The sequence below is a fragment of the Pseudomonas putida genome, assembly GCF_028682395.1.
Taxonomy (GTDB): Bacteria; Pseudomonadota; Gammaproteobacteria; order Pseudomonadales; family Pseudomonadaceae; genus Aquipseudomonas; species Aquipseudomonas putida_AB.
The window spans coordinates 1-14,472 of record NZ_JANHLC010000010.1; the positions used below are offsets into that span (position 1 = coordinate 1).

At 64.0% G+C, this 14,472-nt stretch carries 8 protein-coding genes; 7 read left to right on the forward strand and 1 reads right to left on the reverse strand.

The window, feature by feature from the left end:
• Nucleotides 1–103 precede the first annotated feature (103 nt).
• The 6 genes from recC to NPS46_RS20700 all read left to right on the forward strand — a co-directional run bounded on the left by recC (nt 104) and on the right by NPS46_RS20700 (nt 11,768).
• Nucleotides 104–3,556: an exodeoxyribonuclease V subunit gamma gene (recC, locus tag NPS46_RS20675; RefSeq protein WP_274110456.1), complete on the forward strand. Its 3,453-nt coding sequence runs from the start codon at nt 104–106 to the stop codon at nt 3,554–3,556.
• Complete coding sequence (gene recB / locus NPS46_RS20680) at nt 3,553–7,239, forward strand: exodeoxyribonuclease V subunit beta (protein WP_274110457.1); 3,687 nt, start codon at nt 3,553–3,555, stop codon at nt 7,237–7,239. Before recC ends, recB begins: the two co-directional genes overlap by 4 nt.
• Nucleotides 7,236–9,323, forward strand: coding sequence for an exodeoxyribonuclease V subunit alpha (gene recD, locus NPS46_RS20685; protein WP_274110459.1), 2,088 nt, complete (start codon nt 7,236–7,238; stop codon nt 9,321–9,323). Before recB ends, recD begins: the two co-directional genes overlap by 4 nt.
• A gap of 105 nt (nt 9,324–9,428) precedes the next feature.
• The gene (locus tag NPS46_RS20690; RefSeq protein ID WP_274110462.1) at nt 9,429–10,004 is read left to right on the forward strand and encodes a YfiR family protein; all 576 of its coding nucleotides are present in this window, start codon (nt 9,429–9,431) and stop codon (nt 10,002–10,004) included.
• Entirely contained in the window at nt 10,001–11,260 is a 1,260-nt protein-coding gene (locus tag NPS46_RS20695) for a diguanylate cyclase domain-containing protein (RefSeq protein WP_274110464.1), read from the forward strand. The genes NPS46_RS20690 and NPS46_RS20695 overlap by 4 nt, the downstream gene beginning before the upstream one ends.
• Before the next feature lie 4 nt (nt 11,261–11,264).
• Nucleotides 11,265–11,768 carry an OmpA family protein gene (locus tag NPS46_RS20700; protein WP_274110466.1) on the forward strand — a complete coding sequence of 168 codons (504 nt, stop codon included), beginning with the start codon at nt 11,265–11,267 and terminating at the stop codon, nt 11,766–11,768.
• A 78-nt stretch (nt 11,769–11,846) separates the two neighbouring features.
• Here the strand turns inward: NPS46_RS20700 and NPS46_RS20705 are convergent, their stop codons facing one another.
• A complete protein-coding gene (locus tag NPS46_RS20705; protein ID WP_274110468.1) occupies nt 11,847–12,797 on the reverse strand; it encodes a LysR family transcriptional regulator in 951 nt (316 codons plus the stop codon).
• Between the two features lie 135 nt (nt 12,798–12,932).
• Between NPS46_RS20705 and NPS46_RS20710 the strand changes: the two genes are divergently transcribed.
• Entirely contained in the window at nt 12,933–14,459 is a 1,527-nt protein-coding gene (locus tag NPS46_RS20710; RefSeq protein WP_274110470.1) for a CoA-acylating methylmalonate-semialdehyde dehydrogenase, read from the forward strand.
• The last annotated feature ends 13 nt before the right edge of the window (nt 14,460–14,472 follow it).

Below are 14,472 nucleotides of genomic sequence, written 5' to 3' on the forward strand. Positions count from 1 at the left end.
GCGCGCGAAAAAGAGCGCAAATCAATGAGCAGGGCGCGACATGCTCGGTCGCTCGCGATGGTAAGGTTCGCCCTGGATTTTGTATGTTCCCAAGGATGCCTTTATGCCGGTTGCGACTTCTCTGAGTGCAGGTTTCATGGTGGTCCATGGCAATCGCCTGGACGAGCTGCGCAGCCTAGTGGTTGGCTGGATGCGCCGCTATCCATTGGCCCCGCTGGAGAATGAAATCGCTCTGGTGCAGAGCAACGGCATTGCCCAGTGGCTGAAGCTGGCCCTCGCCGAAGACCCGCAAGAGGATGGGCTCGGCGGCTGCGGTATTGCGGCAGCGATTGATGTGCAATTGCCCGGCAGTTTTATGTGGCAGCTGTATCGAATGGTCCTGGGCCACGATGAGATCCCGCAGACTTCGCTGCTCGATAAAGCGCCGCTGACCTGGCGCCTGATGCGCCTGTTGCCCGAGTTGATCGATCGCCCGCACTTCGAGCCGCTGCAACGCTTTCTCACTCACGACAGTGACCTGCGCAAACGCTACCAATTGGCAGAACGCCTGGCCGATCTGTTCGACCAGTATCAGGTCTATCGAGCTGACTGGCTGGAAGACTGGGCGGCCGGTCGGCATCAATTAAGCAATGGACGTGGGGCCAGTACACCGCTGAAAGCGGAAAACTGCTGGCAGGCCGAGCTGTGGCGCGCACTGCTACTGGATGTCGGGGCCGAGGACATGGCCCAGAGCCGTGCCGGTGTGCACCAGCGCTTTATCGAACGCATCCATGGCTTGAGCGAAGCGCCACCAGGTCTACCGGCACGGGTGATCGTGTTTGGCATTTCCTCGCTACCGGCCCAGGCCCTGGAGGCATTGGCTGGCCTGGCCCGCTTCAGCCAGGTGCTGTTGTGCGTACACAACCCATGCCGCCATCACTGGGCCGATATCGTTGCGGACAAGGATCTCCTGCGTCATCAGTATCGGCGCCAGGCGCGCAAGCCTGGCATGCCGGCAGTGCTCGACGCCGAGACACTGCACCAGCACGCCCATCCGTTACTCGCTGCCTGGGGCAAGCAGGGCCGTGACTACATCAACCTGCTCGACAGCTATGACGACCCTGGCAGCTACCGCTCGGCATTCGGTGATGGGCGTATTGACCTGTTCAGTGATGGCCATCCGGAGAATCTGCTCAATCAATTGCAGGACGATATTTTCGAACTGCGTCCTCTTGAAGAAACGCGTACGCGCTGGCCTGTCGTCGATCCGCAGCAGGACCGCTCGATCCGTTTTCATATCGCCCATAGCGCCCAGCGTGAAGTCGAAATCCTGCATGACCAGTTGCTCGAACGTTTTGCCCTCGACTCTGAATTGCGCCCCCGCGATGTCATTGTCATGGTCCCGGATATCGACAGTTATGCCCCCCACATTCGCGCGGTATTCGGCCAGCTCGAACGGACGGACCGGCGCTTTATTCCCTTTACCCTGGCGGACCAGGGCCAGCGCGGCCGCGACCCGCTGCTGATTGCCCTGGAACACCTGCTCAAGTTGCCCGATAGCCGTTTCCCGGTCAGCGAGATTCTGGATCTGCTCGATGTCCCGGCGTTGCGCCAGCGGTTTGCGATTGAAGAGCGTGACCTGCCAACCCTGCACCGCTGGATTGAAGGTGCCGGCATTCGCTGGGGCTTGCACGCCGAGCAGCGTGCGGGGCTCGGTTTGCCCGGACAGTTGGAGCAGAACAGCTGGCGATTTGGGCTACGACGGATGCTGCTGGGCTATGCCGTCGGCAGCGGCGAGGCCTGCGCGGGAATTGAGCCCTATGATGAAATCGGCGGTCTGGATGCGGCGCTGATCGGCCCGCTGGTGGCTTTGCTCGACGCTTTGCAGATCGCCCATGAGCAACTGTCGTTGCCCGCAGTCCCGCAGCAGTGGGGCGAGCGCCTGCAAGCGCTGGTGCAACTGTTCTTTGCCGCCAGCAGTGAGCATGACGATTACTTGCTGGCCCAGCTCGAGGAGTTGCGCGAAACCTGGTTGCAGACCTGCGAGGCCGTTGGCCTGGAGGATGAACTGCCGTTGACCGTGGTGCGTGAGGCCTGGCTGGCCGGGCTGGACCAGGGGCGTTTGTCCCAGCGCTTCCTGGCCGGGGCTGTGAATTTCTGCACCTTGATGCCGATGCGGGCCATCCCTTTCAAGCTGGTGTGCCTGTTGGGGATGAATGATGGCGATTACCCGCGGGCCCAGCCGCCCCTGGACTTCGATCTGATGGGCAGCGATTACCGGCCCGGAGATCGCTCGCGCCGGGAGGATGACCGCTATCTGTTGCTCGAAGCGCTGCTTTCCGCCCGCGATCAGTTGTACATCAGTTGGGTCGGCCGCAGTATTCGCGACAATAGCGAACGTCCGGCTTCGGTACTGATCGGTCAGTTGCGCGACCACCTGGCGAGCGGCTGGTCGCTGGCCGGTCAAGAGGATCTGCTGCATGCCCTGACCCAGGAGCACCCGCTGCAACCGTTCAGTGCCCGGTACTTCCACGAAGGCAATCCGGCCCTGTTCAGCTATGCCCGCGAATGGCAGCGCCTGCACGAAGAGCAGCCCCTCGACACACCGGTTGAGGCCCTGGCCCCGTTCAGCCCCGAGAGCGCCCTGGGCCTGGCGCAATTGCAGGATTTTGTGCGTCATCCGGTCCGGCACTTCTTCAGTCAGCGCCTCAAGGTGTTTTTCGAGGCCGCTGAAGCGCCGTTGGCCGATGAAGAGCCCTTTGTCCTCGACGCGCTGCAACGCTACACCCTCAGCGACAGCCTGTTGCAGGCGGCCCTCGTGGATCCGCAACAACCGGCTGCGGCCTTGCAGGCCCGCGCCCAACGGCTTCAAGCCAGCGGGCTGCTACCCATGGCCGGGTTCGGCGAGTGCCTGCAGCAGGAGCTTATCGAGCCGCTGCCGGACCTGCTTCAGCGTTATCAGCAGTTGCTCGCACTGTGGCCAATGCCGCTGGACAACGCTGTGGCCGTGAGCCTCGATCTTCAGGGCGTGCGCCTGGAAGGTTGGTTGAATGACCTGCACCAGCGCTCCGATGGCGGCCTACTGGCCGTGACCACCATTGCCAACAAGATCGGCTCGATCAAATCACGCAAATGGCATCGGCTGACCCGAGCCTGGGTAGAACACCTGGTGGCCAGCGCCAGCGATTTGCAACTGACCAGCGCCTTGGTGGCCAGTGACGACACCCTACTGCTGGAACCCTTGCCACCGGCTTTCGCCCGGGAGCTGTTGGGCAACCTGCTGCTGGCCTGGCGCACCGGCATGAGTCGGCCACTTCCGGTGGCGGTCAAGACCGCGTTCGCCTGGCTGGGCCAGCGTGATCCCGACAAGGCCGCCGCTGCCGCCAGCAAAGCCTATGAAGGCGATGGCCTGACGTTCGATGGCGAGCGGCGGGAAAGCCCGGCGTTGTCTCGGCAGTTCGCCGACTACGCCGCGCTGGTGGCCAGCGAAGAGTTCGAAGGCTGGTGCGAGAGCTTGTACCGTCCGATATTTGAAGCATCCTGGCGTTCCCTGGTGACCGAGGAGGCCCGCCCATGAGCGCGCAGAAAACACCCCTGGCCCTGGCATTCCCCCTGCGCGGCAGCCAGTTGATCGAAGCCAGTGCCGGTACCGGCAAGACCTTTACCATTTCGGCCCTGTACCTGCGCCTGGTGTTGGGGCATGGCGGCGAGGCCAGCGGCTTCGGACGGGAGTTGCTGCCGCCACAGATCCTGGTGGTGACCTTTACCGACGCCGCGACCAAGGAGTTGCGTGAGCGGATCCGCACGCGCCTGGCCGAAGCCGCCCGATTTTTTCGCGACGAGACGCCCGCCAGTGACAGCCTGATCGCCGAGTTGCGCGAGCAATTCGCCCCACAGGATCGGGCTGCATGCGCCAACCGGCTGGATATTGCGGCGCAATGGATGGACGAGGCCGCGGTGTCGACCATTCACAGTTGGTGCCAGCGCATGCTGCGCGAGCACGCCTTCGACAGTGGCAGCCTGTTTACCCAGACCCTGGAAACCGACCACAGCGACCTGCTGGGCGAGGTCCTGCGCGATTACTGGCGGCTGTTCTGCTACCCCATGAACGGTGATGCGCTGGCGTGGGTTCGCCAACATTGGAGCGGTCCGGCGGCGCTGTTGCCCAAGGTTCGTGCACTGTTCGGTAATGCACGCGATCAAGCGCCGACACAGTCGCCGGCCGAACTGATTGTGGCGTGCCTGGAACAACGCCGGGCGGCGCTGATCGAGCTCAAGGCACCCTGGGTGCAGTGGTCCGCCGAGCTGCGGGCGATCTGCCATGACGGTGTGGCGCAGAAGACGGTCGATGGCCGCAAGCTGCAACCTCGTTACTTCGAACCCTGGTTCGACAAGCTCGATGCCTGGGCTGGCGATGCCGCGCAGGAGCAGTTGGACCTGGGCACCGGTTTTACCCGGCTGACCGCCGATGGCCTGGCAGAAGCCTGGAAAGGGAGTGCGCCGAGCCACCCGGCACTGCAAGCCATGCCCGCGCTCAAGGCCAGCCTGGACAGTTTGCCCAGCCCCGATGCGGCAGTACTGGAGCATGCGGCCCATTGGGTCAGCGAACGCTTCGAGGCCGAGAAGCGGCGACGCGCGGAGATGGGTTTCGACGATATGTTGCTGCGCCTCGAGGCCGCATTACGGGGCGAAGGCGGTGAGCGCCTGGGCACGGTGATTCGCGAACAGTTCCCGGTGGCCCTGATCGATGAGTTCCAGGACACTGACCCGGTGCAGTACCGGATTTTCCAAAGCATCTATCGCATTGAAGCCAACGATCCGGCCAGCGGCCTGTTTCTGATCGGTGACCCGAAGCAGGCGATCTACGCCTTCCGTGGTGCCGATATCTACACCTACCTGCGGGCTCGTGAGGCGACCGCTGGCCGCCTGCATACCCTGGGCACCAACTTCCGCTCCAGCCAGGCCATGGTCGGTGCAGTCAATCATGTGTTTACCCGGGCCGAAGTCCGCGAGCAGGGGCGTGGGGCTTTTCTGTTTCGTGATGGCGAAAAGAACCCGGTGCCTTTCCAGGGCGTTGCCGCCCAGGGGCGCAAGGAAAGCCTGCTGATCGATGGCCAACCGATTGCGGCGCTGAATCTCTGGCAGTTACCGTCCGAGCAGCCGGTCTCCGGTGCGCTCTATCGTCAGCAACTGGCCGGTAGTTGCGCCACGGCCATTGTCGAGCTGCTCAATGGCGGGCAGTCGGGACTCAGCGGTTTTGCTCGCGAGGGCCAGCCGCTGCAGGGGATATTGCCGGCCGATATCGCCATCCTGGTCCGTGATGGTCGCGAGGCCCAGGCGGTGCGCAGTGAGCTGTCGGCGCGGGGCGTGCGCAGCGTTTATCTGTCGGACAAGGACTCGGTGTTTGCTGCCCAGGAGGCCCATGATGTGCTGGCCTGGCTCAAGGCCTGCGCCGAGCCGGATGTCGAGCGGCCGCTGCGTGCGGCCCTGGCATGCACGACCCTGAACCTGTCCCTGGCCGAGCTCGAGCGGCTGAATCAGGACGAACTCGCCTGGGAAACGCGGGTCATGCAGTTCCGCGGTTATCGCCAGATCTGGCGCAGCCAGGGTGTGTTGCCGATGCTACGGCGTCTGCTCCATGACTTCGCATTGCCCCAGGCGCTGATTGTCCGTGACGATGGCGAGCGGGTGCTGACCAACCTGCTGCACCTCTCGGAACTGCTGCAACAGGCTGCCGCCGAACTGGATGGCGAACAGGCGCTGATCCGCCATCTGGCCGAACACCTGGCCCTGTCCGGGCAGGCGGGTGAGGAACAGATCCTGCGCCTGGAAAGCGATGAGCAATTGGTCAAGGTGGTGACCATCCACAAGTCCAAGGGCCTGGAGTACCCGCTGGTGTTCCTGCCGTTTATCTGTTCGACCAAGCCGGTCGATGGCAGCCGCCTGCCCTTGCATTACCACGATGCCAACGGCCAGGCTCAGGTGACCCTCAACCCGACCGCGCCGTTGATTGCCCTGGCCGACGACGAGCGCCTGGCCGAAGATCTGCGCCTGCTCTATGTCGCTCTGACCCGGGCGCAACACGCCTGCTGGCTGGGCGTTGCCGACCTCAAGCGGGGTAACAGCAACAGTTCGGTGCTGCATCTGTCGGCACTGGGCTATTTGCTGGGAGGGGGCGCGCGTCTACAGGAACCGGCCGAGCTGGGCCGATGGCTACAGGCATTGGTGCAGGACTGCCCGGCGCTGGCCTGGTGCGAGCGGCCCGAGGCCAGTGATCTGCGCTTTACCCCGCCACGCAACGCGGCGGCATTGCGCCCGGCGCGGCTGCCGCAACGGCGGGCTGCAGAGAACTGGTGGATCGCCTCCTACAGCGCCTTGCGCATTGGCGATCAACTGGGTGCGGCCACCGAGGAGGCGCCGGAGAGTGCCCTGGCGCAAAAACTGTTCGACGATGAGCGCCTGGACCCCGCGGCGCCGCGTGAAGTGATGCCCGCTGGCGGGGATATCCACCGTTTCCCCCGGGGGCCGAATCCCGGGACCTTCCTTCATGGCCTGCTCGAGTGGGCCGGCAATGAAGGATTTGCCATTGATCCCCAGACCCTTCGAGATGCGCTAGCCCGGCGCTGCAATCGGCGCGGCTGGCAAGGCTGGATTGAACCACTGGGCGACTGGCTGGGCCATTTGCTGCAAATGCCGCTGCCGCTGGGTGAAAAGCGCGCGCCGGTGGCCTTGGCCGAACTGACGCAATACCGCATCGAGATGGAGTTCTGGTTTGCCAGCCATCAGGTCGATGTGTTGCAACTCGATGCCCTGGTGCGCCGCCATACCCACCATGGCGTGCCACGCCCGGCGGCAGAGCCGGTGCTGCTCAACGGTTTGTTCAAGGGCTTTATCGACCTGACGTTCGCCCATGACGGTCGCTACTACGTGGCCGACTACAAATCCAACTGGCTGGGCGCCGATGATGCTGCCTACACCGAGCAGGCCATGGAGACGGCGATGCTCGAACACCGTTACGACTTGCAATACGTGCTCTACCTGCTGGCCCTGCATCGCCAGCTCAAGGCCCGCCTGCCTGACTATAACTACGACCAGCATATGGGCGGTGCGCTGTACCTGTTCCTGCGCGGCAGCCGGGCGGCCAGCCGTGGCGCGTATTTTTGCCGCCCGCCCCGGGAATTGATCGAACGCCTGGACCTGCTGTTCCAGGGCCAGGCGCAACCCGAGGCCAGCGCCTGGGAACAGGGAGTCCTGCTATGAAACGTACCTTCGCCGATCTGCTGCCCACGCCCCTGACGGCCGACAGCCTGACCACCCTGCAACCCTTGCAGCGTGCCACTGACCTGCTGCTGTTGCTGGAGCGCTGGACCGAACGTGGCTGGTTGCGGGCGCTGGACCGGGCGTTCGTGGGGTTTCTCCATGAACTGGCGCCCGAAGGCGACCCGCTGGTCTTGCTGGCGGCGGCATTGACCAGCCATCAACTGGGGCATGGGCATGTCTGCCTGGACCTGTTCGAGACACTGAAGGAGCCGGACTTCGCCCTGTCGCTACCGCCCGAAGGCGAGGTGCAGAGCACGGCCATGTTGCTGCCTTCCCAATTGCTCGAAGCGCTTGATGGCGATGCCTGGTGCCGTGCCTTGCAAACCAGCTCGCTGGTGGCCGAGGCCCACGACACTTGCGAGGAAGCGGCGCAACGGCCATTGGTGCTGTGCGAGCGGCGCCTGTACCTGCGCCGCTACTGGAACTACGAGCGCCGCATTGACTCGGCCCTGCGCCAACGGCTGGCGGCGCGTGAAGCGGTGCCGGCCGACCTGCGCGAACGCTTGCAGGCGCTGTTTGGCGCGGCCGAGCCGGGCGCGCTGGTCGACTGGCAAAAGCTGGCTTGCGCCCTGGCCACCCGCGCGGCGTTCAGTATCGTCACTGGCGGTCCTGGCACCGGCAAGACCACCACTGTGGTGCGTCTGCTGGCGTTGCTCCAGGCCCCGGCCACCGAAGCCGGTCGTGCGCTGCGCATTCGTCTCGCGGCGCCAACGGGCAAGGCCGCGGCGCGGCTGACCGAATCCATCAGCCAGCAGGTGCGTTCGCTGCAAGTCGAGGCCGCGGTGCGCGAGCGCATTCCAACCGAGGTCACCACGGTCCACCGGCTGCTGGGCAGTCGCCCGGGTACCCGGCATTTCCGCCATCACGCGGGTAACCGTCTGCCGCTGGATGTGTTGGTGGTCGATGAAGCCTCAATGATTGACCTGGAGATGATGGCCAATTTGCTGGATGCTTTGCCGGCCAATGCCCGCTTGATTCTGCTGGGCGACAAGGACCAACTGGCCTCGGTCGAGGCCGGTGCGGTACTGGGCGATCTGTGTCGTGACGCCGAGCAGGGCTGGTACAGCCCGCAGACCCGTGAATGGCTGGAGGCCGTCAGTGGCGAAAGCCTCAGCGATAGCGGCCTGCAGGAAGACCATCAGGGCCGCCACCCGCTGGCCCAGCAGGTGGTGATGCTGCGTCATTCCCGGCGCTTTGGCGAAGGCAGCGGGATTGGCCAACTGGCGCGGCTGGTCAACCGGCAGCAGGCCGAGGAGGCTCGGGCTCTGCTGGATTTGGGCGAACATGCCGATCTGTTCAGCCAGCCGCTCAAGGGCGGCCATGATGGACGCTTCGAGCGGCTGGTACTGGACGGGCGTGGCAAGGGCAGTGAAGGGTACCGGCATTATCTGAGCGTCCTGCGCGAGCAGCGCCCGGCGCCGGACAGTGCGCTGGATGGGCCGCAGTGGGGCGCCTGGGCGCGGGCGGTGCTGGATGCCTTTGACGGTTTTCAGCTGCTCTGCGCCGTGCGCAAGGGGCCTTGGGGCGTGGAAGGGCTGAACCAGCGGATTACCGCGGCCTTGTCCGCGCAACGGCTGATCGAGGGCGAGCACCTCTGGTACGAAGGTCGCCCGGTGCTGATGACCCGCAACGATTACGGGCTGGGGCTGATGAACGGTGATATCGGCATTGCCCTCAAATTGCCCGAGCGCGAAGGGCCCGAGGCCGGCAAGCAGGTGCTACGCGTCGCGTTTGCCCGTAACGACGGGCAGGGCGGGGTGCGTTTTGTCCTGCCGAGCCGGCTCAATGATGTCGAAACCGTGTACGCCATGACGGTGCATAAATCCCAGGGCTCGGAGTTCGCCCACACCGCTCTGGTGCTGCCGGAGGCCATGAACCCGGTATTGACCAAGGAATTGATCTACACCGGCATTACCCGGGCCAAGCACTGGTTCAGCCTGGTGGAGCCGCGCAGTGGGGTGTTCGAGGAGGCGGTACGGCGCAAGGTCAAGCGCTTGAGCGGCCTGATGCTGGAATTAGGATGATGTGTTGCGGCAAATGAGCGCTCTGGCCCGGGGCGCCTCTCTCCGTGGATCCAATGCTGTGCTATCGTTGCGGCATTATTTCACGCGACCGAAGCGAGCCTGCGCATGGATGTGGCTGTCGTGTTTATCAAGCGAGTTCTGAGTGGCAAGCAGGTCGCGCTGGCGCTTTTTCTCGGCCTGCTGATGCCCTGGGCGATGGCCCAGCCGCCGCTTCCCGGCAGCCCGGCCGAGCAGCGGGCCAGGGCCGTGACCCAGGTCGTCCTGGGCATTCTCAGCTACGCCCGTTGGCCGGTGGAGCCGGCGCAATTGCGCCTGTGCGTCGTTGGCCCGACCCAGTACACCGACGATCTGCTCAAGGGCACCACCCAAGCCACGGGCCGGCCGGTGCTGGTGCGCCGCCTGCTGGCCGATGCGCCGGCGATTGCCACTGACTGCGATGCCGTCTATGTCGGCAAACTCACTACCGATGAGCGTAACCATCTGTTCGCCCTGGTCTCCGGCCGGCCGGTGCTGAGTATCAGCGAGGGCGGTGACCAGTGCACGGTGGGCAGCCTGTTCTGCCTGCGGGTCAGTGATGAGCAGGTATCGTTCGAGGTCAACCTCGATTCGGTGGCACGCAGTGGCGTCAGGATCCATCCGAGTGTGTTGCAACTCTCCAAACGCCGGGCGCCGGAGCCATGAAAGCCCAAGCGCGTCTGCGCCTAAGCTCGGTGCTGGGCCGAGGCCATCTGAGCGTTGCGCTGGTGGCGATCAGCCTGGCGAGTGTGTCCCTCACCCTGCTTGGCGTATTGGCGCTACGTGTGTACGCCGACCACAACCTGCATCTGATCGCCCGTTCGATCAACTACACGGTCGAAGCCGCCGTGGTCTTTCGGGACCGCAGCGCTGCCAGCGAAGCCCTGGACCTGATCGCCACGACCGAAGAAGTGGCCGATGCGCAGGTATTCACCGCCGATGGCCAACTTTTGGCCCACTGGCAGCGTCCCGAGACCGGTCTGCTCTCAGGAGTGGAAATGGGCCTGGCGAACGCGCTGCTCGATCAGCCCCTCAGCTTGCCGATCCTGCATCAGGGCCGGCCGGTCGGCAGTATCGTGCTCAGTGCCCATGGCGGCAGCCTGCTGCGCTTCCTGCTCAGTGGCTTGGCCGGGGTGTTGTTGTGCTTCGTGGCCAGTGCCTTGAGTGCCCTGTACCTGGCGCGGCGCATGCTCTCGGGCATCACCGGGCCACTGCGCAGCCTGGCGGAAGTCGCCCACGCCGCCCGCAGCCTGCGAGCCTTCGACCGCCGTGTACCACCGGCGCAGATTGTCGAACTGGACAACCTGGGCAATGACTTCAATGCCCTGCTCGACGAGCTGGAGTCCTGGCAGACCCATTTGCGCAGTGAAAACGAAACCCTGGCTCACCAGGCCAGCCATGACAGCCTGACCGGCCTGCCCAATCGCGCTTATTTCGAGGGCCGTCTGATCCGCGCCCTGCGCAACGCGGCCAAGCAGGGTGAACGGGCTGCGGTGTTGTTTCTCGACAGCGACCGTTTCAAAAGCATCAATGACAACTTTGGCCATGCGGCCGGTGATGCGGTGCTGGTGACCGTCGCCAACCGGGTGCGCGCGCAACTGCGCGAGGATGACCTGGTCGCGCGCCTGGGCGGGGATGAGTTCGCCGTCCTGCTGGCGCCGTTGCACGAGGTCGAGGATGCCCGGCGTATCGCGGAAAAGATCAATGCCAGTATGGATGTTGCGATTCAACTACCTGGGAGCCACTCGATACTCAGTTCGTTGAGTATCGGTATTGCGGTCTACCCGGACGATGGCACCACGCCCAGCGCGTTGCTCGATGCGGCGGATGCCGCGATGTACCAGACCAAGCGCCTTGCCCGAGGCGAGCGAGACGCCGTGGGGGCGGAGCCCTCTGCGGTTCAGGCACATACCAGGAGTTAACCTCGTGTACTTATTGACCCAGCGTTACCTGCGTTTTTTCACCTTCAGCCTTGTGTTCGCCCTGTTTGGCCTGGCCGGTTGTCAGACCGCGCCACCCAAGGGCCTGACCCCCGAGCAGATCGCGGTCCTCAAGCAACAGGGCTTTGAATTGACCGATGAAGGCTGGGCCTTTGGCCTGTCGGGCAAAGTGCTGTTTGGCAGCGATGCCGATGGGTTGAATCCGGCCAGCGAGGCGATTGTCGAGCGCATCGGCAAGGCGCTGCTGAGCGTGGGTATCCAGCGCGTGCGAGTCGATGGCCATACCGATGCTTCGGGCAAGGACAGCTACAACGAGCAGTTGTCCCTGCGTCGGGCGAAAAGCGTGGCCAAAGTGCTGATGCAGGTTGGCATGAAGGAAGAGAATATCCAGCTGCGCGGCCTGGGCAGCAGTGAGCCGGTGGCCTCCAACGACACCGCGACCGGGCGCACCGAAAACCGCCGGGTCGCTATTGTCGTCGCCGCCGATTGACGCTCCCCTGTTAGTCGCCGTCGCCGTCGCCGTCGCCGTCGCCGCCAGGCGACAGCGGCTACAGTGCCGGGGTTTCCTTCAGTCGTTTTGAAACACCATCTCCCGCCCCTGCCCCATCAACAGGGTGTGGTTCTTTTCCGTCACGTCGCGGATGTAGTCCCACAGCAAGGTAATGCGCTTGAGCTTGCGCAGGTCCTCGCGGCAGTACATCCAGAATTGCCGGGTAATGGTCAGCTCATCGGCCAGTACCGGCTGCAGGCGTGGATCCTGGGCGGCTAGAAAACACGGCAGGATCGCCAGCGCCCGGCCCTGCTGCGCCGCCACGTACTGGGCGATCACGCTGGTGCTGCGCAGGTTGGCGTTGGCGCCAGGCAGCACATTGGCCAGGTACAGCAGTTCCGAGCTGAAGGCCAGGTCGTCGACGTAACTGATAAACGGATGCCTGGCCAGGTCGGCCGGGCGGCGGATCGGCGGGTGCTGGTCCAGGTATTCCTGGGTCGCATAGAGCTGCAGGCGGTAGTCGCACAACTTGCAGCAGACATAAGGGCCATGCTCGGGCCGTTCCAGGGCGATGACGATATCCGCTTCGCGCTTGGACAGGCTGATGAAGTGCGGCAGCGGCAGGATATCGACGGAGATCGCCGGATAGGCCTCGACGAAATGGCTGAGTTGCGGCGTCACGAAGAAGCTGCCGAACCCCTCCGTACAGCCCATGCGCACATGCCCGGACAACGCCACCCCTGACCCCGAGACCTGCTCGCAGGCCATATGCAGGGTGCTTTCGATCGCCTCGGCGTAGCCCAGCAGGTTCTGCCCTTCGGCGGTCAGGATAAACCCGTTGGTGCGGGACTTCTCGAACAGCAGCGTGCCCAGCGAGGTCTCCAGGGAGCTGATGCGCCGTGACACCGTGGTGTAGTCCACCGCCAGGCGTTTGGCCGCGCTGCTGGCCTTGCGGGTTCGGGCGACTTCCAGGAAAAACTTGAGGTCATCCCAGTTCAGCGAGCTTAAAGAGGTGATGTTTTTTTGCATGTCGATCCGGTTTTTATGTGCGTTCTTATTAGAAGTTTGCACATCTATACTCGAAAAACTGTCCGACAACCAATCCGCGACTATCGTTTTCGCCAAGCCGTCGTACTGGCCATAACAACAACTCAGGAGACTGCCATGAACGTTTCTCTTACGCCCAACGCAACCGCAGTGCAGCGGGCCAAGCTGTTGATCGACGGCGAATGGATCGAGTCGCAAACCCATGAGTGGCACGACATCATCAACCCGGCTACCCAGCAGGTGCTGGCACAAGTGCCCTTTGCCACGCCGGGGGAAGTCGACGCCGCCATTGCCGCCGCCCAGCGGGCCTTCCAGACCTGGAAGCTGACCCCCATCGGCGCCCGCATGCGCGTCATGCTCAAGTTGCAGGCCCTGATCCGCGAACATTCCAAGCGCATTGCCGCGGTGCTCAGCGCCGAGCAGGGCAAGACCCTTGCCGATGCCGAGGGCGATATTTTCCGGGGCCTGGAAGTGGTCGAGCACGCCTGCTCCATTGGGACCCTGCAGATGGGCGAGTTCGCTGAAAATGTCGCGGGTGGCGTCGATACCTACACCTTGCGCCAGCCCATCGGCGTCTGTGCCGGCATCACGCCCTTCAACTTCCCAGCGATGATCCCGTTGTGGATGTTTCCGATGGCCATCGCCTGCGGCAATACCTTTGTGCTCAAACCGTCCGAGCAGGACCCACTATCGACCCTGCTGCTGGTGGAGCTGGCGCTCGAAGCCGGCGTGCCGCCAGGGGTACTCAATGTGGTCCACGGCGGCAAGGACGTGGTCGATGCGCTGTGTACCCATGGAGATATCAAGGCCGTGTCTTTCGTCGGTTCGACCGCGGTGGGCACCCATGTCTATGACCTGGCCGGGCGCCATGGCAAGCGCGTGCAGTCGATGATGGGCGCGAAGAACCATGCGGTGGTGCTGCCCGACGCCAACCGTGAACAGACCCTCAATGCCCTGGTTGGCGCCGGTTTCGGCGCGGCCGGGCAGCGTTGCATGGCCACTTCGGTGGTGGTGCTGGTGGGCGCGGCCAGGCAATGGCTGCCGGACCTCAAGGCCCTGGCGCAAAAACTCAAGGTCAACGCCGGCTGCGAGCCGGGTACCGATGTTGGCCCGGTGATTTCCAAGCGCGCCAAGGCGCGCGTACTGGGGCTGATCGAAAGCGGGATCGCCGAAGGCGCGACCCTGGAACTCGATGGCCGCGACGTGGTGGTGCCAGGGTACGAGCAGGGCAACTTTATCGGCCCGACCCTGTTCAGCGGGGTGACCACCGAGATGCAGATCTACACCCAGGAAATTTTTGGCCCGGTGTTGGCGGTGATGACAGTCGATACCCTCGACGAGGCCATCGCCCTGGTCAATGCCAACCCGTTCGGCAATGGCACGGGCCTGTTTACCCAGAGCGGCGCGGCGGCGCGCAAGTTCCAGAGCGAAATCGATGTGGGCCAGGTCGGGATCAATATCCCGATTCCGGTGCCGGTGCCGCTGTTCAGTTTCACCGGGTCGCGCGGTTCGAAGCTCGGTGACTTGGGCCCCTACGGCAAGCAGGTGGTGCAGTTCTATACACAGACCAAAACCGTGACCAGCCGCTGGTTCGACGATGACAGCGTGAACGATGGGGTCAACACCACCATCAACCTGCGCTGAACGAGGAGGCAGA

Coding starts and splice junctions, on each gene's coding strand:
- recC (WP_274110456.1), top strand. CDS start 104: ATGCCGGTTGCGACTTCTCTGAGTGCAGGTTTCATGGTGGTCCATGGC.
- recB (WP_274110457.1), top strand. CDS start 3,553: ATGAGCGCGCAGAAAACACCCCTGGCCCTGGCATTCCCCCTGCGCGGC.
- recD (WP_274110459.1), top strand. CDS start 7,236: ATGAAACGTACCTTCGCCGATCTGCTGCCCACGCCCCTGACGGCCGAC.
- NPS46_RS20690 (WP_274110462.1), top strand. CDS start 9,429: ATGGATGTGGCTGTCGTGTTTATCAAGCGAGTTCTGAGTGGCAAGCAG.
- NPS46_RS20695 (WP_274110464.1), top strand. CDS start 10,001: ATGAAAGCCCAAGCGCGTCTGCGCCTAAGCTCGGTGCTGGGCCGAGGC.
- NPS46_RS20705 (WP_274110468.1), bottom strand. CDS start 12,797: ATGCAAAAAAACATCACCTCTTTAAGCTCGCTGAACTGGGATGACCTC.
- NPS46_RS20710 (WP_274110470.1), top strand. CDS start 12,933: ATGAACGTTTCTCTTACGCCCAACGCAACCGCAGTGCAGCGGGCCAAG.